This is a genomic window from Tepidiphilus sp. J10 (assembly GCF_006980785.1).
Lineage (GTDB): Bacteria > Pseudomonadota > Gammaproteobacteria > Burkholderiales > Rhodocyclaceae > Tepidiphilus > Tepidiphilus olei.
The window spans coordinates 766,782-789,426 of record NZ_SBHP01000001.1 but is presented as its reverse complement, the minus strand read 5'-3'; the positions used below and the strand labels follow the sequence as shown (position 1 = coordinate 789,426).

The following is a 22,645-nucleotide window of genomic DNA, read 5'->3' as shown; positions in this document are numbered from 1 at the left end:
TATAATGCGATTCGCGCCACCTTTCGCCGCGCTCCCATGGAAGCCTTCCTCACCGCCACCGGGCTCGTCGCGCTCGCCGAAGTCGGCGACAAGACCCAGCTCCTCTCGCTCGTGCTCGCCGGACGCTATCGTGCGCCGTGGACGATCTGCGCGGCGATTCTCTTTGCCACCCTCGTCAATCACGCCGGTGCCGCGGCGCTGGGCGCGGCGGTGACGCAGTGGCTCGGACCGGAGGTGTTGCACGCCGTGGTCGCGATCTCTTTCGTCGCGCTGGGGTTGTGGATGCTGGTACCGGATACGATCGACGAAGACGAGACGAAGACGCGGCCGGCGGCGACGCTCACCCGCATCTTCACGATCGTGTCTTCCGCGTTCTTCCTTGCCGAGATGGGGGACAAGACGCAGCTCGCCACCGTGGCGCTCGCCGCGCACTATTCGCCTTGGGCGGCGGTGGTGACCGGCACCACCGTCGGCATGATGCTCGCCAACGCCCCGGTGGTGTGGTTCGGCGAGCGGATCACGCGCCGGCTGCCGGCCAAGACGATCCACCTGGTCGCGGCGCTCGCTTTCGTCCTGCTCGGCATCGCGGCCTGGTGGTGGTGATCAGCCGAAGCGCCCGGTGATGTAGTCCTCGGTCTGTTTCTTGCGCGGGCGCACGAAGAGCTCGTCGGTGCGACCGAACTCGACGAGCTCGCCCAGGTACATGAAGGCGGTGTAGTCCGAGATGCGCGCCGCCTGCTGCATGTTGTGGGTGACGATGAGAATGGTCACTTTTTCCTTGATCTCGGCGATGAGTTCCTCGATGCTCGCCGTGGCGATGGGGTCGAGCGCCGAAGTGGGCTCGTCGAAGAGGATGATCTCCGGGTCCGAAGCGAGCGCCCGGGCGATGCACAGGCGCTGCTGCTGGCCGCCCGAGAGGTTGAAGGCCAGATCGTCGAGCCGATCCTTGACCTCTTCCCACAGCGCCGCTCCGCGCAAGGCTTCTTCGACTTTCTCCTCCAGCACCGAGCGGCGTTTCTCGCCACGCACCATCAGGCCGTAGGCGACGTTCTCGAAAATCGTCTTGGGGAAGGGATTGGGTTTCTGGAACACCATCGAGATGCGCATGCGGATCTCGATGGGGTCGACTTCGGGCGAGACGAGGTTGACGTCGTCGGGATAGAGACGGATCTCGCCTTCGTAGCGGTTACCGGGATAGAGATCGTGCATGCGGTTGAAACTGCGCAACAAGGTCGATTTGCCGCAGCCGGACGGTCCGATCAAGGCGGTGACCCGACGTTCGGCCACCGGCAGGTCGACGTTTTTCAGGGCCTGGTTGTCACCATAGAAAAAATTGAACTTACGCGTCTCGGCCTTGAGCGTCTCGGTGACCATCGCGGCGTTGTCGTCCAGGGTTTTTGGTTGGTTCATACGGTCGATTCCGTCGAGAAATTGAGGTCGTTCACCATTTCAGCTTGCTGCGGATACGGCTGCGCAGCCAGATGGCGATGCCGTTCATCAAGAGGGTTGCCACGATGATGACGATGCCGGTGGCCGCTGCATTGACGTGAAACGCGGTCTGCGGACGCGACAGCCAGTTGAACATCTGGATGGGTAGTACGGTGAAAGGCGAGAAGAGCCAATCGAAGGGGCCCGCAGGGGGATCGCCGGTGAACGGAATCGGTGGCAGGAAAGCAATGAAAGTGAGCGCGCCGATGGTGATGACGGGCGCCGTCTCACCGATGGCTCGCGACAGGCCGATGATCACCCCGGTGTAGATGCCACCCGAAGCGTAGGGAACGAGGTGATCGCTCACCACTTGCCAGCGCGTCGCCCCCAAGGCATAAGCCGCCTCGCGGATGGCCACGGGAATGGCGCGCAGCGCCTCGCGGGTGGCCACGATGACGATGGGCAGGATCATGAGCCCGAGGGTGAGGCCGGCCGTGAGGATGCTATGCCCTAAACCGAGGATATAGACGAAAAGCCCCAGGGCAAGCAAGCCGTAGATGATGGAAGGCACCGCCGCGAGATTGGTCACGTTGATTTCGATGAGCTCCGTGATCCAGTTTTTCGGCGCGTATTCTTCCAGATAGATGGCCGCGGCCACCCCGAGCGGCACAGCGGTGAACGCGGTCACGACCATCACCAGGGCCGACCCGACCCAGGCCGAGAGAATACCCGCTTCCTCGGGCCGCCGCGACGGGAAATTCAGGAAGAAATCGGGGGTGAGCCGCTGCCAGCCGTCGATCACCAGATCGACGAAGAGGAGCATGAGGACGAGCACCCCCACGGTCGTGGCCAGCAAGCCGATGGTGCCGATGATCAAATCCCAGCGATGGTTTCGGGCGATGATCGTTCGCAACCGAGGACCCTGTGTCTCCGCCATCTCAATACACCTCGCGAATGCGCCGGCGCAGCATTTGGCCGATCAGGTTGAAAAACAAGGTGATCACCACGAGCACGAGCCCGACGGCGAAAATGCTCTGGTAGCCGATCGAACCGTGCGGCAGATCGCCCATGGCCACCTGCACGATGTAGGCGGTGATCGTCGCCGCGGGTTCGCGCGGATCGAAAGTGAAGTTGGGTTGCTGACCGGCGGCGATGGCCACGATCATCGTTTCGCCCACCGCCCGGGAAATCCCCAGCACGAACGCAGCCATCACCCCAGAGAAGGAAGCCGGGAGCACCACCCACATCGCCGTTTGAAAACGCGTGGCCCCCATGGCGTACGAGCCTTCGCGCAGCGCCATGGGCACGGCGCGCATCGCATCCTCGGCGATCGAAGCCACGTAGGGCACGATCATCAATCCCATCACCAGACCGGCGCTGAGCATGTTGAATCCGGGCAGCCCCGGAATGAGTTTCTGCAGCAGCGGCGTGACGAAGAGCAATGCGAAATAGCCATAGACGATGGTCGGCACGCCGGCGAGCAGTTCGAGGAAAGGTTTGAGCACCTCCGCGAGTTTCGGCGGAGCGAATTCGGATAGATACATCGCGATGAGGAAGCCCAGCGGGCCGGCGACGAGAAAGGCGATGGCGGAAGTCACCACCGTGCCGACCAGCAGCGGTAGCATGCCATACCTCGCACGCTCGAAGAGCGGCGTCCATTCGGTGCCGGTGAGAAACTCCACGAGCGAGACGTGTTCGAAGAACGTCGAGGCCTCGTAGAGCAAAATGGCGACGATGGCCACCGTCACCGCCACGGCGCAAAATGCCGCCACGAAAAGGATCGCCTCGATGACGCGTTCCTTGCCGTTGCGCACGTGGCGCATGGTGCGGATACGGTCGAGATAAGGAGAGGAAAGACTACCGCTACCACCCGTGTCGGTCGTCGTCATTGAATCGCTCATGGTCTGTCTGACCGTAGTAATAAGGATCGAACGATGAAAAAGCCATCGGCTGGCAATCGCGAGCCGATGGCGTGGCAATGCAGCTTACAGGTGCTTCTCACGCTGCAGCAATTCCTCGACCTTCAAACCGACGTCGGGCACACCGCCGAAAGCCGTGCCCGTTCTCATCGCCTTGAAGTTCTCCATCGCCAGCTCATAGGCTTGGCTGGGCAGATCGACGTAGCCCACTTCCCTGCTCAGCTTGGCAGCGTGCTGCAGATAGAATTCGACGAACTCTCGCACCTCCGGTTTTTCCTGGGCGGCCTTTGCGCTCACGTAGATGAAGACGGGGCGAGACAGCGGCTGGTACGAGCCGTTATTCACCGTTTCGACCGAGGGAGCGATGGCCGGCGAGTTTTCGTCTTTCTTGATCTTGACGGCCTTGACCTTGTCCTTGTTTTCCATGTAGTACGCCATGCCGAAGAAGCCCAAAGCGCCCACGTCGCGGCTGACGAACTGTACGATCACGTTGTCGTCTTCGGAAGCCATGAAATCACCCCGGCTCGACTTCGACTTGCCGACGATGGCTTCGGTGAAATAATCGAAGGTGCCGGAATCGGCACCGGGACCGGCGAGCTTGAGCGGATGATCAGGGAATCGCTCGGAGACCTTCTTCCAGTTGTCGACCACCCCTTGCGCGGAAGGCTCCCACATCTTCTTGAGCTCGGCCACCGTCATTTCCTCGGCCCAGGTGTTCTTCGGGTTGATCACGACGGTAATGGCGTCATAAGCCACCGGCAGCTCGATGTACTCGATTCCGGCCTGGCGGCACACTTCCATTTCCGACTTGAGGATGGGTCGTGATGCCCCGGAAATGTCCGTCTCGCCACGGCAGAATTTCTTGAATCCACCCCCGGTGCCGGAGATCCCCACCGTGACCTTCACCGTGCCTTTCTTCATTTTTTGATATTCCTCGGCCACGGCCTCGGTCACCGGATAAACCGTGCTCGATCCGTCGATCGTGACGATCTTCTGCTGTGCCTGAGCGGCACCGACCGCACCCACCAACGCCAGTGCTCCAAGCAGTACGCTTTTGGAGAATTTCATGGAACGACTCCTTGTTCGAGAAAGGGGCTTTGCAGGGACGAACGTCCCGACCCGGAGAGTCTAGAGTGCGATTGTTACGAGCTTGTTAAATTTTAACGCGATCGTCGCTTCGATGAGCATGGAGACCCGTCTTGCATCGAAGGAATTTCCTGCAAGACGCCAATGCCGAACGCGGCCCAGCCGGCGAGCAGCGCCGTGCCGCCTAACGGCGTCACCCACACCAGCGGCCACCATTGCGTAAAGGCATAAGCGTAGAGGCTGCCGCAGAAAGCGATCACCCCGCCCGTCCACAACCCCGCCGCGAGGCTCAAGGCCCGGTTCCTCCAGCCCGCGGCTCCCAGCACCCCCAGAGCGAAGAGCGCCAGGGCATGGACGAACTGGTAGAACACCGCCGTTTGCACGTTCTCGTAGAGCGCGGCGGCAAGGTGCGACCGCAACACATGCGCCCCGAACGCGCCCATGGCTACCCCCAGAAAGCCGAAGCACGCCGCGGCCAGTAGCGGGAAGCGGGAAGCCGTCATCACCCTTGTCACGAAACCTCCTCGAACGAGGAAACGGCCCGTTTCCTCCATTCCCAACCCGCCACCAGCGAGCCGCCCACGATCGCGAACGGCGCAAGCGTCCCCCACAGGACGATGGCGCTCGCTCCGATGAGGGTGGCGCGAACGATGGGTTTCATGGCTCCCGGGCCGAATGAAAGGTTGATGGTACATTGTAGCCGGACCCGGTTTCCTTGGGGGTTGAAAACGGGAATCCGTTACCCCACCTCGCTGCTCCAGCCGTCCGCCCCGCTTGGCCAGAAATTCTCGGCAAATACTTCGGCAAGTGGGCGTCGGCTGGCCCAATGGACTTCTTCCAACATCGGCCGTGGATAGAAAGAGGCCACATGGCCGAGGCAAAGTATGGCCATGGGTTTGGCCCCTTCCGGCATCCGCAACACATCCGCCAAACGCTGCGGATCGAACAGCGACACCCAGCCCATCCCCAACCCTTCGGCACGGGCTGCGAGCCACAGGTTCTGGATCGCACAGGATAGTGAAGCCACGTCCATCTCCGGCAGGGTCCGCCGACCGAATACATGCCGCTCCCGCCCCGGAGCAAGGGCGACGACGAAGATCTCGGCGGCTTCGAGGATCCCTTCCACCTTGAGGCGCAGGAATTCCTCACTCCGCTCGCCCATGGCCCGGGCCGTCGCTTGGCGTTCCTCCTCGACCAGGCGATGGATCGCTTGCCGCAAGGCACGGTCGGTGATGCGCAGAAAACGCCAAGGCTGCATGTAACCCACGCTGGGCGCCTGATGCGCCGCCCACAGCAGCCGGTGCAGAATTTCGGGATCGACCGGGTCGGGTAGAAAATGGCGCATGTCGCGACGCTCGGCAATGGCGCGGTACACCGCCTCGCGCTCCGCCTCGGAAAAGCGATGAGGGGAAGGCGGAAAAGGAAGGCTCATATCGCTCTCCACGTCGTGGAGTCGGTCATCGATCCAAAAAGTGCCGCCGTCGCCACCGGGTTCGACGGAAAATAGAAGTGCATGTAGCTCGCCGTGAGCCGGCCTTGGCGGTAAATCGCCTCGCCACCGGCGCCGCGGGTCTTGCGCGCAAGAGCGAGCGGCGCGAGCGTCGTCTCGAACGTGGAGTAGTGGAAGGTGTGGCCGGTGAGGCGTCCCTCGGGGAGATCCCCTTCCAGCACGCCGAGGCCGGCGAGCCTCGATTGCATGCGCGCCTGGCCTGGAATCAGACCGAACATCGGCCAGGACCGGCCCGCGGCATCGACGAGGGTCTCGGCGCAGGCGATCATGCCGCCGCACTCGGCGAGCAGCGCCTTGCCCGACTGCACGTGGGCGGCGAGTGCCGCGGCCATCGGGCGGTTGGCGGCGATCGCCGCCGCGTGCAGCTCGGGGTAACCACCGGGTAACCAAACGGCATCACACGGCGGCAGGGCGGAGTCCGCGAGCGGGGAGAAGAAGACCGTGCGGGCCCCGAGGGCGTGCAGGGTCTCGAGATTGGCGGGGTAGAGGAAACAAAAAGCGGCATCGCGCGCCACCGCCACCGTCTGGCCGGCGAGGAGCGGCGGAAGGGACGATGGGGCATCTGCCGGCAGAAAGGCGACCGGCGGCGGCAGCGCTGCGGCCTCGGTCTGGCCGATGGCCTCGGCCATGCGATCCAGTCGCGTTTCCAGGTCAGCGATTTCAGCGGCGGGCAGCAATCCCAGGTGGCGCTCGGGAAGGGTCATCGCCTCGTCGCGCGGCAAATGCCCAGCCCAGGCGATGTCCTCGGGCAGCGTGTCGCGGCACAGCCGCGCGTGCATGGCGCTACCGATGCGGTTGGCGAGCACGTGGGTGATCGGTGCCCCTTCGCGGTAGTGTTTCAATCCCCAGGCCACGGCGCCGAAACTGCCGGCCATGGCACTCGCATCGATGACGAGCAGGATGGGAAGATGCAGACGGCGCGCGAGTTCGGCGGCGCTGGGTTCGCCGTCGTGCAACCCCATCACGCCTTCGACGAGGAGGAGATCGGCGTGCCGCGCCGCACGCGCGAGGCGCCAGCGGGCATCTTCTTCCCCGGCCATGCGAAAGTCGATCGTCTCGCAAGGCGCACCCGAGGCGAGTTCGTGGATCTGCGGATCGAGAAAATCCGGCCCGCATTTGAACACGCGCACCCGTCGCCCCTGGCGGGTATGCCAGCGCGCGAGCGCCGCCACCACGGTGGTCTTGCCGTGACCAGAAGCGGGAGCGGCGACGAGCCAGGCGGGACAGTTCACCATTCGATCCCCGGCATGGCCTTCACCCCCGCCTGGAAAGCGTGTTTGACGAGTCCCATCTCGGTGACGGTGTCGGCCGCTTCGACCAACGCCGCCGGCGCGGCCCGCCCGGTGACGATGAGGTGCTGGTGGAACGGGCGCGCGCGAAACACCGCCAGCGCCTCTTCCAGGTCGAGCCAGTGATACTTGAAGGCGTAGGTGAGCTCGTCGAGGATCACGAGCGCCACGCCCGGATCGGTGAGCGCGGCGCGGGCCGTCTCCCAGGCGGCGCGGGCGGCGGCTGCGTCGCGCGCCGGGTCCTGCGTCTCCCAGGTGAACCCCTCGCCCATCACGTACCAGCGCACCGCCGGGTGGCGACGGAAGAAGGCTTCCTCGCCGGTATCGGAGCGGCTCTTGACGAACTGTACGACCACGGCGTTCATGCCGTGCCCCAGGGCGCGGGCGAGCACGCCGAACGCGGCGCTCGATTTCCCCTTGCCGCTGCCGGTATGGAGCAGGAAGACCCCCCGCTCGAGCGACGCCCGGGCGATGCGCTCCTCGATCACCGCCTTTTTGCGCTGCATGCGGGCGCGATGGCGCGCCGTGTCTTCTTCAGCCATCGGATTCCTCCGCGAGCAGGGCGGCGAGATAGTCTTCCGGCAGGGCGTAGCGCCGCGCGAGGCTCGCCGGGCTCTCGCCGCTTGCGCGAATCTCGCGCAACCACCCCTCGAGGCCGCTCGAAAGCGAGCGGCCGGCCTGCTCTCCCGCGCGCGCCTGACGTTCCCCCTCGTCGAAAACGTACTTTTCACCATAGCCGCGCGGCGTCACCATCAGGCCGTGGCGCACGAAGGTGCGGGAATTGCCCACCAGCACCGTCGAGAGCATGCCGATCTCGGCCTCGGCCATGCGCTCGAGCGTGGTTAGTTCGATGCGCTGTTTCGGCCGGTAGGCGGATTTGACGATGGCGACCGGCGTATCGGGCGCGCGGTGGCGCAGCAGCAGCCGCTGGGCTTCGACGATGTGGCGCGTGCGCCGTCCGCTCTTGGGATTGTAGAGGGCGACGACGAAATCGGCGGCGGCAGCGGCCTCCAGCCGCCGGGCGATCACCGGCCAGGGCGTGAGGAGATCGGAGAGCGAAATGGCGCAGAAATCGTGCGTGAGCGGCGCGCCCACGAGAGCGGCGCAGGCGTTGATGGCCGAGGCGCCCGGAACGATCTCCACGGCCACATCGCCCTCGGGCTGCCAGCCAGCGGCAAAGAGCACCTCGAACGTCGGCCCGGCCATGCCATAGACCCCGGCATCGCCCGATGAGATGAGCGCCACCGTCTTGCCCTGCCGGGCACGCTCGAGCGCCTCGACCGCCCGATCGAGTTCCTCGGTCATCGACTTGCGGATCACCTCTTTGCCTTCGAGCAACGGCGCCACCAGGCGCACGTAGGTGACATAGCCGATGACCGTGTCGGCTTCGGCGATGGCCTGCCGCGCGCGGGCACTCATGTGCGCCTCGCTGCCGGGGCCGATACCCACCAGAAAGATCTTGCCGCGCGCGGCAACCTCGGTTTCCTTCATGACATCCTCGCAATCGAGACGGTGGCATTGCGGCCGTCGGGGCCGCGGTAGCGGTGTTTTTCCACGATCAAGTCCTGCATTGGCGCGCCGGCGGCAAGCAAGGCCGCCGCCTCGGCCACCGAGGGCGTGCCGGTGTGGCGGCGCACGACTTCGGAAGGATGCGGCACCGGCACTGCCGCCAGTTCCTCGGGGGAATAAAAGCGCAGCGGACAGGAGAGTCGCGCGGCGAGGGCGAGCAGCCCCGGCTCGTCGGCCTTGAGGGTGATGCTGGCAAGGAGAACGATGGACTCGGGCGCAAGGCCAGCTTCTGCGAGCGCCTGTGAAAGCACCGTCTCGAGGGTGGCGAGCGGCGTGCCCCGATCGCAGCCGATTCCCACTGCGACTTTCATGGCGACTCCGGCGGACGATAGATCACGCGCCGCCCGGCCCACTGAGGGTGATCCTCGGCGCGCCCTTCGCGTGTGATCCACAGAAGAGCGGCGTAGCGGGCCGGATCGGCCTCCTCCAGCCGATCGAGCCTGACGAGGTTCGCCGGCAGCGGACCGCTGCGCCCGTTGGCGTGCCCGCGCCACCAGTCGGTACTGCCCGCTTCCTGCACCAAGGCCACCGGCTCGTCGTTGACCACGGCCGCGCTGCAGTGCACGATCTCGTCGTGGCTTGCCTCGAAGTGCCAGCCGAGTTCGCGCCCCAGCAGATCGACGCACAAGGTTTCGCGGGCGTCCGATGCCGTGGTGAGCACGGCCGTGGCCCCCAGCGCGAGCGCCAGATGCCCGGCGAGCGCGTTCGCTCCGCCCAGATGCCCCGAGAGCACGGGAATGACGAAACGCCCTGCCTCGTCGAGCACCACCACCGCAGGATCCTGCTCCTTGTCGCGCAGATGTGGGGCGATGAGCCGCACCACCGCCCCCAGCGAGACGATGGCCACGATCGCATCGAAGGCGGCAAAGAGCGCCGGGATCTGCTCGCCCGTCTTGCCCTCGTAGCACTGCGCTCTGCCTGGAGCCGCCCGCTGCGCCAGTTCGGCGAATTTGGCCGGCGCGAAAACCCGGGCGCCGGGAAGCGCCGCCGCCACCCTGCCCGCCAGCGCAAGGCCGTGTTTGGTGATCGCCACCACCGCGCATCTCATGACGGCACCTCCAGTGGTTTCTTGCGGCAACCGCGCCGCAGCGCGCCACGCGGCAGACCCTGCTGGCGCACGATCAAGAGCGAGAGGTAATTCACTTTTTCCCCCGTGAGCGTGGCCACGTCCCGGACGAGACGCTGCTCGGGCGCACCGACTTTCTCGCAAAAAAACGTCTGCCCGAGCAAGTCGCGGCGGGCAAGGAGCGCCAGGATCTCGTCGAGCAGGGGTTTGACCTTGAGCAGCACCACGGTGTCGAACTCGTCGAGCAGATGATCGATCACGCCGATGCCGTAGGCGGCCGGAATCACGGCCACCCGATCGTCCTCCTCGGCGAGCGGCACGCCGGCCGCGGCGGCCGCGGCGAGGAAAGAAGGGACGCCGGCGACGGTTTCGATCGTGCAGCCCGGTGCGTGCGCCTCGAGCGTACGGGCCAGATGCCCGAACGTGGCGAACGTGGAGGCGTCCCCCTCCACCAGGAAGACGAATTCGGACGTCTCCCGCGCCAGCTCGATCACTTGCTGCGCCGCCCGCTGCCAGGCGCGCTCGAGCACTTCCGCTTGGCGCGTCATGGGGAAGACGAGGGGCACGGCGTCTTCGGGCACGGCGAGGCCCGCGCGGCGCACGATGTCGAGGGCGTAGGAGTCGCCGCCGCCTCGCTTCACCGGATAGAGCCAGCGCGCCCCGCTCGTGAGCGCCTCCCAGGCACGCCGGGTGATGAGACCCGGATCGCCCGGGCCGAGCGAAACACCGGTGAGTTTCATTCTCCCTCCTTGGCCACGGTGACGATCCACACCGGGTTCTGCGCGGCGAGCCGGTGCATGTCGAGGATGGGTTTGCTGCGGCTCGCCTGCAGCTGCACCACCTCCCAGGGAAAACCCGAGGAACGCACCGCCGCTATCGCGGTAGCGAGATTTTCCAGCGTCACGAAATTCATCACCAGGCGGCCGCCGTCCTTGAGCCGTGCGAGCGCGAGTGCGATCAGCTCGGGCAACTCCCCGCCCGAGCCGCCGATGAAGACCGCATCCGGCGCCGGCCATTCGTCCAGTCCTTGCGGCGCCCGCCCCTCGACGAGGACGTAGTTGGCCACGCGCAAGCGGCGAGCATTCTCGCGGGCGTTGGCCGCCTCGGCGGCGTTCTTCTCGATCGCCCAGACCTCCCCCTCGGGGCACAGACGGGCGCACTCCAGCCCCACCGAACCGGACCCCGCGCCGATGTCCCAGACGCAGGTATCGGGCCGCAACCGGAGCTTCGCCAGCGACAACGCCCGCGCCTCCTGCTTGGTGAGAAGCCCTTTCTCCGGAGCCCGCTGGGCGTATTCCGCGTCTTCCAGGCCGAAAAGCGGCGCTTCCCCGCCGTGGCGCTCGATGAGCACCACGTTGGGATCGGGAAATTCCCTTCGGGCCGCTTCTTGCGGCGTGAGCGGCCCGAAGAGCGCCTCGTCGGCGAGCAGCAAACGGCTCGCCACCCGCATCCGTATCTCTTCGCCATAGCCGCAGTCGATGAGGGCGCGGGCGATGCGTGCCGGACCGTTCTCCGGGCTGGTGAAGACCGCCACACGCCTCGCCTGGGCCACGGCGCGCAGTACCGGCGACAGCGGATGCCCCGGACCCGCCGCAAAAGACCAGTCGCCCGCGTCGCGCGCATGGCAACTGGCGATGCGCACCTCCTGCCACGGCAGCTTCCAACGGGCAAAGGCGAGCTGCAGGGTCGAGACGGCCGGCAACACCGCCACCCGCGCCTCCCCCAGGCGGGCGATCAACCACGGGGCCAGGCCGTGGCACAGCGGATCGCCCGTGGCGAGCACCGCCACTTTCCGCCCCCTGCCGAGCGCCTCTTCCACCCAGCGCGGCACTTCGGCCAAAGCGCCGTCGAGCGCGCGCCATTCGCGACCTTCCGACAGGTGCGGGCGCACGAGGGCGAGGGTGCGCTCCGCGCCGATCACGAGTTCGGCCTCGTGCAGGCAGCGGCGGGACTTATCTCCCAGACCTTCCCAACCGTCGTCGAGGATGCCGATCACGGCACAACGTTCAGGCACATTCATCGGTTTGCGCGGGAAACCCCGGCCTTCAGGTCGGGGAGGGAGAGCGCAGCGTGCAGGGCACGCCCCCTTGTTCCCGCTCCCTCCTTTCGTCAAGTTGCTCTCTTGATCCACGAATACCCATACCCATCGGCTCGCTGAAGGAGCGTACAGTGGTGATGGGCAATGCCCTGAATCACTTCCTCCCGTGTTTGGATATTGAAAGAACCCGATGCGCGCACGGCCACGCGACCGACGTAGGTACCCGCTTTCTTGCCCTTGGTCACTTCGGCGCGCACCCAATCGCCCGTCTGGAACCCGAAGTGCCGCTTTTGCCGCGTGAGATAGCCGCGGGGAAAGCCGAACCGATCGAGGCGCGTGCGCTGGTAGCTCCCTCGGCCGGTCGCCTTGATCTGGAGCACGGGCCGACCCCAGTCGAACGCGGCGTGCGTTACCCCGACACAGGCGGCATCGAGCGCGTGCGTCTTGGGGATGCCTAGACGCATGCGATTGAATTTCGTACGCCCGCCTGAGCCGGTCTCGAGCGGCAGGTTTGTCGCCTTGAGCGCCTCGTAAAGCGCCCAACGGGTCGAATTGACGGCGGCGGCATCGTGCAAGGGGCGCTTGGCTTGCTCGAGGAGTTTGGCGAGCCGCTGTGGGTCCTTGGCAAGGAAGACGCGTACGTCCTGCGAATCCTTTTTGCGGTTACACGGCGCACAGGCGAGCGTCAGGTTGCTCACCCGGTCGCTGCCACCTCTGGCCTTGGGGTGGATGTGCTCGATCTGCAGGGGAACATCCTGGGCTCCGCAGTAGGCGCACTTTCTTCCCCACTTCTCCAAGAGATACTCGCGCACCTCGTACCCGGCGAGCGTTCCCTGCTGGTACTCGATGCCGGAGATTTCCGGGTTTTCCATCGCTTGCATGTCGAATCGCACCAGTTCCTGCGCGATGCCGGAAACTGGCGCGAGCCGTTGCAGGCGGCGCACCCAGGCGAGGGTTGTCCCTACCCGGTGACGCAGTGATGGTGGCAGCCACCCCTCGGGTTTCCTGCGATTGAGAAAGCGCGGCGCGCGATAGCGCAGCATCGAACGACGACGGCGTCGCATCTGACGCCGCGCGGTGAGCGCCTCGCTGATCTGCCGACCACGATGCACGAGTTCGGCAAGCCACAGGACATGGACTTGGCGCTGAATTTCGCCAGTTTCCTCGTCGACCGATTCGGCCTCGCGCACCACGGCGATCCCGGTCGTTTTGCTGCCCGGATCGAGCTTGAGGCGCAGCGGCTGCAAGACGCTTTCCTCTTGGGTGCGGTCGATCAAGCGGATCGTAAAAGGCATGAGCCGATGCACCCGAGCACGGCCACGCTCCAAGAGCAGCCGCGCGCGCTTTTCGCTGCACGGCATGAGCGGCTTTTTCCTTTTGTCCAAAACAAATACCGCCATAACTTCCTCCTTACGTTCGTCCCTTACGGGACTGGTGACGGGTCCATCAGGACCGCTCCCCTCGACAATGTGGTACGGCAGCTTGGACGGTTTCCCGTCCGGGAATGGGTCGTTTCGTGGCTCCCCTTGCCTTGTCTGCACCCATTCCTTTCAGAGCCGCGGACTGGGGAGGCATCCGCGGGTGAGTCTGCGCACTTCCGTACTACGTAGCGCCATTTCTGACGCTCAGTCTGGTCAATCAAGCCTGTCAGGGTTTCCCCTTACAAGCTCCGCCCTTTAGGGCGGGGAGGATTGACCTTCTTCCACCCGGCAGATCGCCTGCCCTTCGAAATCGCACACCAGCACCGTGAGGTGATACTCGCCCGGATGATCCGCCTTCAGACGACGGATCGCGCGCATGGCCACGGCCCGGTGAAACGGCACCGCCAGCCCCAGCTCGGCCAGCCGTTCGGCGCCAAAACGCGCCGTCTCGGCAGCGCGGATCTCCTCGACCACCGCCTCGGGCGCGCCCACTTCGCGGGCAGCCTCGGCGAGCAGATCGCGATCGACTTCGGCCTTCCACGCATGCGTCACCGCCAGCCCCTGGCACATCTTGGTGAGCTTGCCGATCATCGCTCCCACGCAGACATGGCGCACGCGCCGGGCGATCGCCGCGCGAAACGCCGCCTTGACGAAATCGCCCATCTGCACGAAAGCCGCTTCGGGCAGATGCGGCAACTGGCGCATGGCGAACTTCTCGGTGCGCCCCCCGGTGGTGAAGACCACCGTGTCGCAACCCTGCGCCACCGCCACGTCCACGGCCTGCACCACGCTCGCGCGAAACGCCGCTGTCGAATAGGGGCGCACGATGCCGGTGGTGCCGAGAATCGAAATACCCCCCAGGATTCCCAGACGGGCGTTGAGCGTTTTCTTCGCCATCTCCTCGCCGCCGGGCACCGAGATCCTCACCGCCAACCCGTCGGTGCGCAACAGCGCTTCCGCCACCGCCTGCACGTTCTCGGTGATGTTGCGCCGTGGCACCGGATTGATCGCCGGTCCCCCCACCTCCAGGCCCAATCCCGGCTTGGTCACCACGCCCACGCCTTCGCCCCCCTCGAGGGCAATCACGCCGGCGCGCCCGGGCAGGCGCCGCACCTCGACCGTCAAGTGCGCCCCGTGGGTGGCATCGGGATCGTCGCCCGCATCCTTCACCACCACCGCCCGACACGTGTCGGCGTCGAGGAACACGGTCTCATGCACGGGAAAGCGCACGATCTGCCCGTTGGGCAGACGGCACTCGATCTCGGTGGGCCGCTCGCCGGAGACGAGCGCCCAAGCCGCCGCCCGTGCCGCGGCCGCCGAACACGCCCCGGTGGTAAAGCCGGTGCGGTTGCCGCGTTTCTTCGGCACACTCTTGCGGATTTTCTCCTCGCTCACACGTCCCCTTCTTCCTCCGCGAGCGCGAGCAGGGCATGTAGTGCCGCCACGACGAGGGTGGATCCCCCCTTGCGCCCGCGAATGGCGATCCACGGCACTTCTTGCTGCGCCATCAACCGTTCCTTGGATTCGGCGGCCGAGACGAAACCCACCGGCATACCCAGCACCAGTGCCGGGCGCACGCCCTCTTCTTCGATGAGACGAATCACCTCGATCAGCGCGGTCGGGGCATTACCGACGGCGACGATCGAGCCTTCGAGCAAGCCCAAGCGGTGCGCCTTGCGCATCGCCTCGACCGCCCGGGTGCCGCCGTTCGCTTTCGCCGCCGCGATCACGTCTTCATCGGCGATGAACTGATGCGCCGTCATGCCGAAATGCGACAGGCGCGGGCGCGACAGCCCCACGCAGATCATCTCCACGTCCGCCACCACGGGCGTGCCCCCCCGGCGGATCGCCGCGATCCCCGCCTCAATCGCCTCGGGGTGAAAGAACGTCAGCCCGTTGAACTCGAAATCGGCACTCGCGTGGATCATACGCCGCACCACCGGCCACTGCGATGCGGCATAGCAATGCGCTCCCCCCACCTCGGCATCGATGATGGCGAAAGAATCGTGCTCGATCGCGCGCCCCAAGGCCGTGAGCTGTTCGGTGATCGCCGTCATGATCCTCCCTCATCCGTGATGATGCGCATGAGCATGTTCGTGGGCCGCAGCAGCGCGGTATTTGCAGCCGTCGCACTCCAGCATCCCCTCTCGCTCCCCGTTCGTCACCCGCGATTCCAGCAACGCCACGAGGCGCTCGTCGAAACCGAAATGACGCGCCAGCGCGAACGCCACCGTAGGATATTGCCGCCGCAGGCGCTCCACCTGCGCCCCGATGCGCTCGATCAGCACTCCGGTGAAGAGATACACGGGAACGATGGCGATCTGCATCATGCCGAGTTTCACCTGCCGCGCCACCACCGTCTCCAGACGCGGCCAGGTGATGCCGGTAAAGGCGAGATCGACCAGCTCGTGGTCATTGGCCTCGAACACCCAGCGCGCCATTTTCGCGAGTTCGGCGTTCCCTCCCGGATCCGACGAACCGCGTCCGAGCAAAATCACGCCCGTGGTAGCCGGATCGGGCACGTCCAGTTCCCGCAATGCCTCCTGCAGCCTCTGCTGGATGAGCGGGAAAAGCTCCGCTCCCATGCCCATGTGCCTGCGCGCCACGAAGTGCACCTGCGGGTGGCGCGCCCGCGCCCGCTCGATCGCCTCAGGCAGTTCCATCTTCACGTGCCCGGCCGCGTTGAGGATGAGCGGTACCACCACCACCTCGCGCGCGCCTGCCGCCGCCCGATCGAGCCCTTCGTCGAGCAGGATTTCGGCATGCTCGATGAAACACAGTTCGATGCGCCATTGTGGCCGCATCTGCCGCCAGCGCGCCACGAATTCCGCGGTCTCGACGTTTCCCGCCGCCTCGCGCGACCCGTGCGCCACCACCAGCACCGTGCGTTCGTTCATGTGTCGCATTCCTTCGTCTTTGCTTTGCGCCAGCGATGCGTAAAGGAAGGGTCGTAGAGCTTGCTGCGTGCCAAATCCGGCCACGACGCCGCCCCCAGCGTGGGGCCGACCACGATCATCGCCTGACTCACGATCCCCGCCTCGCGGCACGCCCGGCGCAATTCCCCCAGCGTGGTGCGCACGATGCGCTCCTCGTCCGCCCAGCTTGCCTTGTGCACCACCAGCACCGGCGATTCTTCCGCCCAACCGGCCGCGCGCAAACCCCGCTCGACCTCGGCGAGCCGCGTGATCGAGAGAAAGAGACAGATCGTGCTGCGGTGCGCCGCGAGGGACTCGAGCTCCTCACCCGGCGGCATGGGCGTACGCCCGGCCACCCGGGTGAGGATCACCGTCTGCGTCACTTCGGGCAAGGTCATCGATTCGCCCGCGGCCGCCATCGCCGCCATCGCCGAAGACACTCCCGGTACCACCTTCCAGGAAATGCCCGCCGCCGTGAGCGGCCGGGTGAGCTCGATGAGCGCCCCATAGAGCGTGGGGTCGCCCGTCTGCAGGCGCACCACCGTCTCGTGCGCCTTCGCCGCGGCCACCAGCCACTCGGTCATCTCCTCGAGCGTCATGTCTTTCGAATCGCAGATGAGGCAACCCGGCGGCGCGTAACGCGTCACGGCGGCATCCACCAACGACCCGGCGAAGAGCACGGCACCGGCACACTCGAGCAGCTTCTTGCCCTTGACGGTGAGGAGCTCCGGATCGCCGGGGCCGGCGCCGACGAACCATACCGTCCCCGGCATCAGGCCCGACCCATGAAGAGCCGCCGCTGCAACAGCAGGGATTCCCTCCCGCGATGCCAAGCCTTGGCCGCCGCGAGCACCGCCAGGTCGATGAGCGGCTCGACGAGCACCACCGCAAGGTAGGCCGCGCCGAACGAAGCCACCTGCGCGAGGTTTTCCGCGCCGACCCCCTGACCGTAGAGCGCCCAAAAAGCCACCCACGACACCACGCCCCCCTGGTAGGCGAGCGACAGGCGCAGCACGTCGCGATAACGCAGATCGACGTAAGGCGTGTGCGGCGCCACGATGCGCCGGGCCAAGAGCGCCGTGGCGAAGAGCGGTACGAGCAAAGTGGTCACGTTCATGCCGAACTGCGGCAGATCGGCGGGCGAGAAGAACATCCCTTGGGCGAGGAGCCCGCCGGCGAGCCCCAGAGCCGCTGCCGCAGGGCCGAAGAGCAGCAGCAGGGTGGACCCCAGGATGAGGTGGACCTCGGACACGCCCACCGGTCGATGGGGAAAGACCTCGAAGAAACAGAACACGAGGAAGGACGCCACGAGGGTGCGCAACGCGAGCGCCGCCACCCCGTCCTTTCTCACCACCTTGGCCGAGAGCAAGAGCGCCGCCCCCAGACTCGCGGCCGCGGTGGCATGACCCAACAAGAGTTTGGCGCCCGTGACGACGCCTGGTTCGATATGCATGACCCGTCTCCTTTGCGAAGGCTTCGCCAAGACGAGCCGCACGAGGAGAAAGGGCCTGCGGTGAGGGGAAGATAAAAGGAAACCGCCCCGGACCGTCAGCCAAACCCACACCCCGGGGCTCGCACCAACTACGCACTTCGGGCCGGTCTTCTGGCTCGCCGTCGTCCGGTCCGCGCGCCTTCCCATGCCGTTGAAGGCACAGTGGCCGATGCGCTTCCCGTCAGGCTCACAGCAGCGGGGGCTGCGCCGGAATGGCGGGGCGATGCCCGCTTCACCGGCTTCCCGTTTCACCCACTCGCAAGACGTCGGAGCGGGCACCCGAAGCAAAGGCAAGATACACCGCCGCCGCGTACGATGTCAACGCCATGGACTCCAGCCCTCCTTCCTGTGGATCGTGAAGAAACAAGCGCAAGTCCTTGAACGGATTTGTCTCATCCTGGGATTTTCACAAAATTATCCACAAGCCTGTCCCAATTCTGAGGCGAGTTTGTCTGCCATCTCCCGCCAGCCCGCCGACGGTGCACGGATACAAGGATTCTCCGGTAATCGTTTGTGGATCAATGGAAAATTTCCCCATCGGGTGAATTTCCTCCCCAAACCGCCCACTGCTCACTCCAGGGTTTTCCCAAAGTTTTCCCGCCGGGGAAACGTGCAGATGCCTTGGACGGTAAGAAGTTATCCACAGATTTGGAGGAAACATTGTTTACATGGTTTTTTGTTTACTTGATTTGGTTGTTAACCCCATTCTGTTTGGCCAAATCAACCATGAAGAAAGAAAGGTTTTTACTTCCTGCCAAAAACCATTTTTAAATTGATGTTTTTTTGTGACCGATACGCCACAGTGGACAAGGCGAAGGGAAACCGTGGGAAAGTTTGGGGAAAACTCCCCGTTTTTTCTGGATCCCGGAAAGCATTCGTCTACACCACACCGCTTGCAAACCCTTCGTTCCCCTCGTTCACCATCAAGAAAAATCCAACGAAATCATGGTTTTTACTAAGTTTTCCACAGAACCCCGTCGAGCATAGTAAACACTAGAAGTTTTTATAAAAGATCTGTGTACAACTACCGATCACGGCGTCCTCGCCCTGCCGTTTGCTGCCCCTTGCTCTCGTCGCCCCTTGCCCCTAGACTTCCCTGCAACCTCCAAGGGGACATCGTTATGCACTTCGAACACCGCCTTTTCTTTCCTCCGGAAGAAGCACTCGATGCCACCGCAGTCTGGCAAGGATTGGCGGCTCGCATCGAGCATCCGCAGGAATTCGTCCTGGGGATGACCGGCTGCGACATCCTGGAGCGAGGCCCGGCGCACGTGCTGCGCCGGCTGCACTTCGGCCCCGACAGCTACCGTGATCGCGTCGAGTGGGAAGAGGGAAAACGGCTGCGTTTCATCGTCGAACCCCAGGGAGGCCGGCCCGGCGGAACTCTGGAGATCTCGCTCGTCATCGAAGGCGAACGCCTGGGGCTGGATTTCCGCTACGACACCACCCTGGACGAGGCACTGCTCGCGCCCGATGGACGACCCGTGGCCGAATGGCTCGCCAAGGCCTACGCCGCGGCCGATGCCGACACCATGGCGCGCATCGTCGCGATCGCACGGAAGAAACGAGGGAAAGCATGATCGAATTCAAGAACCTGCGACTATACCGATGGGATGGAAAGGAAGGGCGAACCTACTGGAACGAGCTCTTCCTTCGTCGCCCCTTTCTGCCGGTGGGGCCGCAGAACGAAACGAGCGAGGGCTGGGCGCCGCCCTTCGGCGATGACGAGGCCATTGCGGACGTAGGAGGACACTGGCTGGCGCATTGGGTGCGCGAGGAGCGTCTCCTGCCGGCGAGCGTGGTCAAGGCCGAGGCCGAACAGCGCGCCGAGGCGATCGCCGACGAACGAGGCTACCCCCTGTCGCGCAAGGAACTGCGCGAGCTGCGTGAAGCCATTCGCGCCGAGTGGCTACCGCGCGCCTTCACCCGGCGTCGGCGCGTGCCGGTGTGGATCGACCCGCGCGAAGGGTGGTTCGCCGTCGATGCCGGCAGCCTTGCGCTCGCCGAACGGGTGATCGACACGCTGCGCGCCACCGCCGAGCGTTTTCCCTTGAAGCCCTGGCGCACCCGGCTCTCGCCCGCTTCGGCGATGGCCGACTGGCTGCTCGCGGCAGAAGCCCCCGGCCCCTTCTCGCTCGAAGACGAGGTCCAGCTCGAGGCGCAGGACGACAGCCGCGCCCTCGTGCGCTATGCCCGCCTGCCGCTGGGAGAAGGCAGCGTGGCCGCCGAGATCCGCTCGCACCTCGCGGCCGGCAAACGCCCGACGCGGCTCGCGCTCGCCTACGCCGATCGGCTGAGTTTCGTGCTCACCGCCGACGGGGCGCTCAAACGCCTCGCACGCACCGATGCGGAGGACGAGACGACGGGCGAGGCGCGCGATGCCCGTGAGCGCTTCGAGGGGCGTTTCTACCTCTTCGCCGAGACCTTGCGTTCCATGCTGCCGGCGCTCTCGGCCGCGCTCGGCGGAGAACTCGGCGAAGAAGGCGAGCAGGGAAAGAGCTCGACCTCGCCGATCTCCGGCAATCCGGGCAGCCAGACCTCGAGCGCATGACAGGCTTCGTCACCCGGGCAGAGGCGATAGGGCGATGCGAACGGCGAATGGGCCAGATGCAGGGCAGGAAGGCGCAAGGCTTCCTCATAGACCCAGACGCCGTTTTCCCTCTTCGCCCGAGGCGGTGGTTCCATTCCTGCCCCCGAACCATGGATGCGGCCTTCGACGAAGACGAGCTGGGGCGACTCGCCCTCCTCGATGCGCCAGCGCTCTTCCCACTGCGTCTTCTCGATCGAATGCTGCCAGCTCAAGGTGAAGACGCTCACCGGCAGCAAGACCGTCGTTCCCAGCACGCTCAGGCAAAGACCGATCATGTCGGCGAAGACCTACGACGATGGCGCCAGACGTGCTGGATCAGGATGATCGCCCCGGCCAGCAGGCCCAATTCGTCGGTGATGGGCATGGCGATCACGAGCAAGGCCGCGGCGGCGAAAGCCCACAGCCGCTCGAACCAGGACAGGGGGCCGAGCCAGTAGCCGATCGCCGTACAGCCCCACAGCCAGATCGCCACGATTACTTTGAAGACGATGTAGCCGACTTCCAACCATCCCGGGTCACCCTGCAGCATCAGCGCCGGGGTATACACCGCCATGAAAGGGATGACGAACCCGGCCGCTGCCACACGGATCGCCTGCAAGCTGATGGCCAGACCGGGGGCCCCCGCGATCGGTGCGGCAGCGAAACAGGCCAAGGCCACGGGGGGCGTGAGATCGGCCATGATGCCGAAATAGAAGACGAACATGTGGCTCACTATGAGCGGTACGTCGAGGTGCAACAGCGCTGGGGCAGCGAGCGAGCTGGTGATGATGTAGTTGGGGATGGTCGGGATGCCCATGCCCAGTACCAGGCACACGAGCATCGTCAGGAGCAACGACAAAAAGAGACTCTGCTCTCCTACGGCGAGCACGGCATTGGCAAAGCTCGAAGCCGCGCCGGTGAGGGTCATCACGCCGATGATGACGCCGACCTGGGCACAGGCGATTCCCACCGGCAGTGCCTGGCGCGCGCCTTCGGCCAGGGCCGACACCAAGTCTTTCAGGGTAGGCCGGCTCTTCGTATTCAAGGCGCAGGCAAACACCAGCACGGCGATCAGCACCAGCACCGGAGTGATTCCCCAGCGCAGGAAAGTCGAGCACATCACGCCGAGAGCGATCCAGAAGAGGAAACGGAGCGCTTTGGTGAGCAGCGCGGTCGAGAGGATGGTGCCCAGGATCAGAACGACGGTGAGCAGTAATCCGACGAGCCCGGCGAAGAGCGGCGTATAGCCGGAAAAGAGCAGATAGACCAGCACTGCCAGCGGCAGCACCAGATACCAGCGCTCGCGCACCGCGCGCCACGGATTGGGCAGGCTCTCCTTGGGCATTCCGGTCAGGCCCAAGCGGCCTGCTTCGAGATGTACCACCAAAAACGCCGTGAGAAAATAGAGAATCGCTGGGATGAGCGCCGCACGCACCACTTCCACGTACGCTACGCCGATCGTCTCGGCCATGATGAAGGCCACTGCGCCCATCACCGGCGGCATGATCTGGCCGCCCATGCTGGCCGTAGCCTCGACCCCACCGGCGAATTCTGGACGGTAGCCGAAGCGTTTCATCAACCGGATCGTGAACTGGCCGGTCGTCACGACATTGGCTACGCCGCTGCCGTTGATCGTTCCCATCAGTCCCGAAGCGATCACCCCGACTTTTGCCGGACCGCCTTGGGTGTGACCGACCAAACCCAAGGCGAAGTCGGTAAAGAGCTTGAGCATGCCGGCGCGCTCGAGAAAGGCGCCGAAGAGGATGAAGAGGAAGATGTAGGTCGAGCTGACGTAGATGGGGATGCCGTAGATCCCTTCCGTGCCGAAAGAAAGGTGTTCGATCACCTGTTCCCAGGGATAACCGCGGTGATTCAATGGCCCAGGAAGCCAGCGCCCATAGACGGCGTAGAGCATGAGTACGCCGCAGATGAGCGGCAAGGCCCATCCCATCATGCGTTGGGTGGCCAAAAAGACGAGCATCAGGAGCACTGCGCCGACCCACAGATCGATAGGGGTCGGATCGCCCGAGCGCAGCATCAACTCATGCTCGAATATCCATTGATAGGAGGCTACACCCGCCGAAAGCAGCACGCAGACGAGAAACAGCGATGGAATCAGCCGTTTTCCCCGCACGAGGCCGTCTCGGGCGAGGAATCCGAAAGTGAGTATGAGCAGGAAACCGACGTGGACGGCACGCGTGACCAGGGAGGAAAAAGGGGTGAAGGCCGCGGTATAGAGCTGGAAAAGGGAGAAGGCCACCGCGACGAGAAAAAGCAGGCGCGAAGCGAAGCCCTTTCCCTCATCCTCCGTCTGGTCGAAGCCGTGGTGCATGGTGCACCTAT

23 protein-coding genes, 2 pseudogenes and 1 riboswitch are annotated in these 22,645 nt (G+C 65.0%); of the genes and pseudogenes, 3 read left to right on the top strand and 22 right to left on the bottom strand.

From position 1 onward, the window contains the following. The first annotated feature begins 36 nt into the window (after positions 1 to 36). Positions 37 to 603, top strand: a complete 567-nt coding sequence (locus EPD81_RS03895) for a TMEM165/GDT1 family protein (protein ID WP_142804071.1) — start codon at positions 37 to 39, stop codon at positions 601 to 603. On the opposite strand, the gene pstB is transcribed toward EPD81_RS03895, so the two are convergent. The 20 genes and pseudogenes from pstB to EPD81_RS03800 form a co-directional block, all read right to left on the bottom strand. Beyond that, entirely contained in the window at positions 604 to 1,374 is a 771-nt protein-coding gene (pstB, locus tag EPD81_RS03890; protein ID WP_142804276.1) for a phosphate ABC transporter ATP-binding protein PstB, read from the bottom strand. Between the two features lie 67 nt (positions 1,375 to 1,441). Further along, positions 1,442 to 2,365 carry a phosphate ABC transporter permease PstA gene (gene pstA, locus EPD81_RS03885; RefSeq protein WP_142804070.1) on the bottom strand — a complete coding sequence of 308 codons (924 nt, stop codon included), beginning with the start codon at positions 2,363 to 2,365 and terminating at the stop codon, positions 1,442 to 1,444. Between the two features lies 1 nt (position 2,366). After that, positions 2,367 to 3,317: a phosphate ABC transporter permease subunit PstC gene (gene pstC, locus EPD81_RS03880; RefSeq protein ID WP_142804069.1), complete on the bottom strand. Its 951-nt coding sequence runs from the start codon at positions 3,315 to 3,317 to the stop codon at positions 2,367 to 2,369. 96 nt (positions 3,318 to 3,413) lie between these two features. Then, the gene (locus tag EPD81_RS03875) at positions 3,414 to 4,415 is read right to left on the bottom strand and encodes a PstS family phosphate ABC transporter substrate-binding protein (protein ID WP_142804068.1); all 1,002 of its coding nucleotides are present in this window, start codon (positions 4,413 to 4,415) and stop codon (positions 3,414 to 3,416) included. Positions 4,416 to 4,507: 92 nt separating this feature from the next. After that, on the bottom strand, positions 4,508 to 4,948 hold the full coding sequence (locus EPD81_RS03870; protein WP_221928846.1) for a DUF423 domain-containing protein: 441 nt from the start codon (positions 4,946 to 4,948) through the stop codon (positions 4,508 to 4,510). Then, complete coding sequence (locus tag EPD81_RS10640; RefSeq protein ID WP_185955344.1) at positions 4,945 to 5,094, bottom strand: hypothetical protein; 150 nt, start codon at positions 5,092 to 5,094, stop codon at positions 4,945 to 4,947. The genes EPD81_RS03870 and EPD81_RS10640 overlap by 4 nt, the downstream gene beginning before the upstream one ends. Before the next feature lie 78 nt (positions 5,095 to 5,172). Next, on the bottom strand, positions 5,173 to 5,865 hold the full coding sequence (bluB, locus tag EPD81_RS03865; RefSeq protein ID WP_142804067.1) for a 5,6-dimethylbenzimidazole synthase: 693 nt from the start codon (positions 5,863 to 5,865) through the stop codon (positions 5,173 to 5,175). Further along, positions 5,862 to 7,178: a cobyrinate a,c-diamide synthase gene (locus EPD81_RS03860; protein WP_142804066.1), complete on the bottom strand. Its 1,317-nt coding sequence runs from the start codon at positions 7,176 to 7,178 to the stop codon at positions 5,862 to 5,864. Before EPD81_RS03860 ends, bluB begins: the two co-directional genes overlap by 4 nt. Continuing rightward, positions 7,172 to 7,774, bottom strand: a complete 603-nt coding sequence (gene cobO / locus EPD81_RS03855) for a cob(I)yrinic acid a,c-diamide adenosyltransferase (RefSeq protein ID WP_142804065.1) — start codon at positions 7,772 to 7,774, stop codon at positions 7,172 to 7,174. Before cobO ends, EPD81_RS03860 begins: the two co-directional genes overlap by 7 nt. Further along, positions 7,767 to 8,723 (bottom strand): precorrin-3B C(17)-methyltransferase, encoded by a 957-nt coding sequence (gene cobJ / locus EPD81_RS03850; protein WP_142804064.1) that lies wholly within the window; start codon positions 8,721 to 8,723, stop codon positions 7,767 to 7,769. Before cobJ ends, cobO begins: the two co-directional genes overlap by 8 nt. Then, complete coding sequence (locus EPD81_RS03845; protein ID WP_142804063.1) at positions 8,720 to 9,112, bottom strand: cobalamin biosynthesis protein; 393 nt, start codon at positions 9,110 to 9,112, stop codon at positions 8,720 to 8,722. The genes cobJ and EPD81_RS03845 overlap by 4 nt, the downstream gene beginning before the upstream one ends. Beyond that, on the bottom strand, positions 9,109 to 9,849 hold the full coding sequence (locus tag EPD81_RS03840) for a cobalamin biosynthesis central domain-containing protein (protein ID WP_142804062.1): 741 nt from the start codon (positions 9,847 to 9,849) through the stop codon (positions 9,109 to 9,111). The genes EPD81_RS03845 and EPD81_RS03840 overlap by 4 nt, the downstream gene beginning before the upstream one ends. Next, entirely contained in the window at positions 9,846 to 10,607 is a 762-nt protein-coding gene (cobI, locus tag EPD81_RS03835; protein ID WP_142804061.1) for a precorrin-2 C(20)-methyltransferase, read from the bottom strand. The genes EPD81_RS03840 and cobI overlap by 4 nt, the downstream gene beginning before the upstream one ends. Continuing rightward, positions 10,604 to 11,887, bottom strand: a complete 1,284-nt coding sequence (cbiE, locus tag EPD81_RS03830; protein ID WP_142804060.1) for a precorrin-6y C5,15-methyltransferase (decarboxylating) subunit CbiE — start codon at positions 11,885 to 11,887, stop codon at positions 10,604 to 10,606. Before cbiE ends, cobI begins: the two co-directional genes overlap by 4 nt. Next, positions 11,884 to 13,305 (bottom strand): annotated as a pseudogene (gene iscB / locus EPD81_RS03825) (RNA-guided endonuclease IscB). The gene cbiE and the pseudogene iscB overlap by 4 nt, the downstream one beginning before the upstream one ends. A 276-nt stretch (positions 13,306 to 13,581) precedes the next feature. Continuing rightward, on the bottom strand, positions 13,582 to 14,721 hold the full coding sequence (locus EPD81_RS03820; RefSeq protein ID WP_142804059.1) for a cobalt-precorrin-5B (C(1))-methyltransferase: 1,140 nt from the start codon (positions 14,719 to 14,721) through the stop codon (positions 13,582 to 13,584). Continuing rightward, positions 14,718 to 15,383 (bottom strand): precorrin-8X methylmutase, encoded by a 666-nt coding sequence (locus EPD81_RS03815; RefSeq protein WP_142804058.1) that lies wholly within the window; start codon positions 15,381 to 15,383, stop codon positions 14,718 to 14,720. Before EPD81_RS03815 ends, EPD81_RS03820 begins: the two co-directional genes overlap by 4 nt. 9 nt (positions 15,384 to 15,392) lie before the next feature. Next, positions 15,393 to 16,223 (bottom strand): sirohydrochlorin chelatase, encoded by an 831-nt coding sequence (locus EPD81_RS03810; protein ID WP_142804057.1) that lies wholly within the window; start codon positions 16,221 to 16,223, stop codon positions 15,393 to 15,395. Then, positions 16,220 to 17,014 carry a precorrin-4 C(11)-methyltransferase gene (gene cobM, locus EPD81_RS03805; RefSeq protein WP_142804056.1) on the bottom strand — a complete coding sequence of 265 codons (795 nt, stop codon included), beginning with the start codon at positions 17,012 to 17,014 and terminating at the stop codon, positions 16,220 to 16,222. The genes EPD81_RS03810 and cobM overlap by 4 nt, the downstream gene beginning before the upstream one ends. After that, positions 17,014 to 17,694 (bottom strand): energy-coupling factor ABC transporter permease, encoded by a 681-nt coding sequence (locus EPD81_RS03800; RefSeq protein WP_142804055.1) that lies wholly within the window; start codon positions 17,692 to 17,694, stop codon positions 17,014 to 17,016. Before EPD81_RS03800 ends, cobM begins: the two co-directional genes overlap by 1 nt. 122 nt (positions 17,695 to 17,816) lie before the next feature. After that, positions 17,817 to 18,031: riboswitch (cobalamin riboswitch) on the bottom strand. 823 nt (positions 18,032 to 18,854) lie between these two features. On the opposite strand from EPD81_RS03800, the gene EPD81_RS03795 reads away from it, so the two are divergent. Both EPD81_RS03795 and EPD81_RS03790 read left to right on the top strand, forming a co-directional pair. Then, positions 18,855 to 19,313 (top strand): AtaL-like protein, encoded by a 459-nt coding sequence (locus EPD81_RS03795; RefSeq protein ID WP_142804054.1) that lies wholly within the window; start codon positions 18,855 to 18,857, stop codon positions 19,311 to 19,313. Next, positions 19,226 to 20,143: pseudogene (locus EPD81_RS03790) on the top strand (recombination-associated protein RdgC); the annotation flags it as partial. The gene EPD81_RS03795 and the pseudogene EPD81_RS03790, both read left to right, overlap by 88 nt. On the opposite strand, the gene EPD81_RS10790 reads toward EPD81_RS03790, so the two are convergent. Beyond that, positions 20,140 to 20,598, bottom strand: a complete 459-nt coding sequence (locus EPD81_RS10790) for a DUF1850 domain-containing protein (RefSeq protein ID WP_142804052.1) — start codon at positions 20,596 to 20,598, stop codon at positions 20,140 to 20,142. The pseudogene EPD81_RS03790 and the gene EPD81_RS10790 sit on opposite strands and share 4 nt — an antisense overlap. Continuing rightward, positions 20,595 to 22,634, bottom strand: coding sequence for a TRAP transporter permease (locus EPD81_RS03780; protein WP_142804051.1), 2,040 nt, complete (start codon positions 22,632 to 22,634; stop codon positions 20,595 to 20,597). Before EPD81_RS03780 ends, EPD81_RS10790 begins: the two co-directional genes overlap by 4 nt. Positions 22,635 to 22,645 lie beyond the last annotated feature (11 nt).

Coding starts and splice junctions, on each gene's coding strand:
- EPD81_RS10790 (WP_142804052.1), bottom strand. CDS start 20,598: ATGATCGGTCTTTGCCTGAGCGTGCTGGGAACGACGGTCTTGCTGCCG.
- EPD81_RS03895 (WP_142804071.1), top strand. CDS start 37: ATGGAAGCCTTCCTCACCGCCACCGGGCTCGTCGCGCTCGCCGAAGTC.
- EPD81_RS10640 (WP_185955344.1), bottom strand. CDS start 5,094: ATGAAACCCATCGTTCGCGCCACCCTCATCGGAGCGAGCGCCATCGTC.
- EPD81_RS03800 (WP_142804055.1), bottom strand. CDS start 17,694: ATGCATATCGAACCAGGCGTCGTCACGGGCGCCAAACTCTTGTTGGGT.
- pstB (WP_142804276.1), bottom strand. CDS start 1,374: ATGGTCACCGAGACGCTCAAGGCCGAGACGCGTAAGTTCAATTTTTTC.
- EPD81_RS03840 (WP_142804062.1), bottom strand. CDS start 9,849: ATGAGATGCGCGGTGGTGGCGATCACCAAACACGGCCTTGCGCTGGCG.
- EPD81_RS03845 (WP_142804063.1), bottom strand. CDS start 9,112: ATGAAAGTCGCAGTGGGAATCGGCTGCGATCGGGGCACGCCGCTCGCC.
- EPD81_RS03795 (WP_142804054.1), top strand. CDS start 18,855: ATGCACTTCGAACACCGCCTTTTCTTTCCTCCGGAAGAAGCACTCGAT.
- EPD81_RS03860 (WP_142804066.1), bottom strand. CDS start 7,178: ATGGTGAACTGTCCCGCCTGGCTCGTCGCCGCTCCCGCTTCTGGTCAC.
- cbiE (WP_142804060.1), bottom strand. CDS start 11,887: ATGAATGTGCCTGAACGTTGTGCCGTGATCGGCATCCTCGACGACGGT.
- EPD81_RS03780 (WP_142804051.1), bottom strand. CDS start 22,634: ATGCACCACGGCTTCGACCAGACGGAGGATGAGGGAAAGGGCTTCGCT.
- cobI (WP_142804061.1), bottom strand. CDS start 10,607: ATGAAACTCACCGGTGTTTCGCTCGGCCCGGGCGATCCGGGTCTCATC.
- EPD81_RS03815 (WP_142804058.1), bottom strand. CDS start 15,383: ATGACGGCGATCACCGAACAGCTCACGGCCTTGGGGCGCGCGATCGAG.
- pstC (WP_142804069.1), bottom strand. CDS start 3,317: ATGACGACGACCGACACGGGTGGTAGCGGTAGTCTTTCCTCTCCTTAT.
- cobJ (WP_142804064.1), bottom strand. CDS start 8,723: ATGAAGGAAACCGAGGTTGCCGCGCGCGGCAAGATCTTTCTGGTGGGT.
- pstA (WP_142804070.1), bottom strand. CDS start 2,365: ATGGCGGAGACACAGGGTCCTCGGTTGCGAACGATCATCGCCCGAAAC.
- EPD81_RS03810 (WP_142804057.1), bottom strand. CDS start 16,223: ATGAACGAACGCACGGTGCTGGTGGTGGCGCACGGGTCGCGCGAGGCG.
- bluB (WP_142804067.1), bottom strand. CDS start 5,865: ATGAGCCTTCCTTTTCCGCCTTCCCCTCATCGCTTTTCCGAGGCGGAG.
- cobM (WP_142804056.1), bottom strand. CDS start 17,014: ATGCCGGGGACGGTATGGTTCGTCGGCGCCGGCCCCGGCGATCCGGAG.
- cobO (WP_142804065.1), bottom strand. CDS start 7,774: ATGGCTGAAGAAGACACGGCGCGCCATCGCGCCCGCATGCAGCGCAAA.
- EPD81_RS03875 (WP_142804068.1), bottom strand. CDS start 4,415: ATGAAATTCTCCAAAAGCGTACTGCTTGGAGCACTGGCGTTGGTGGGT.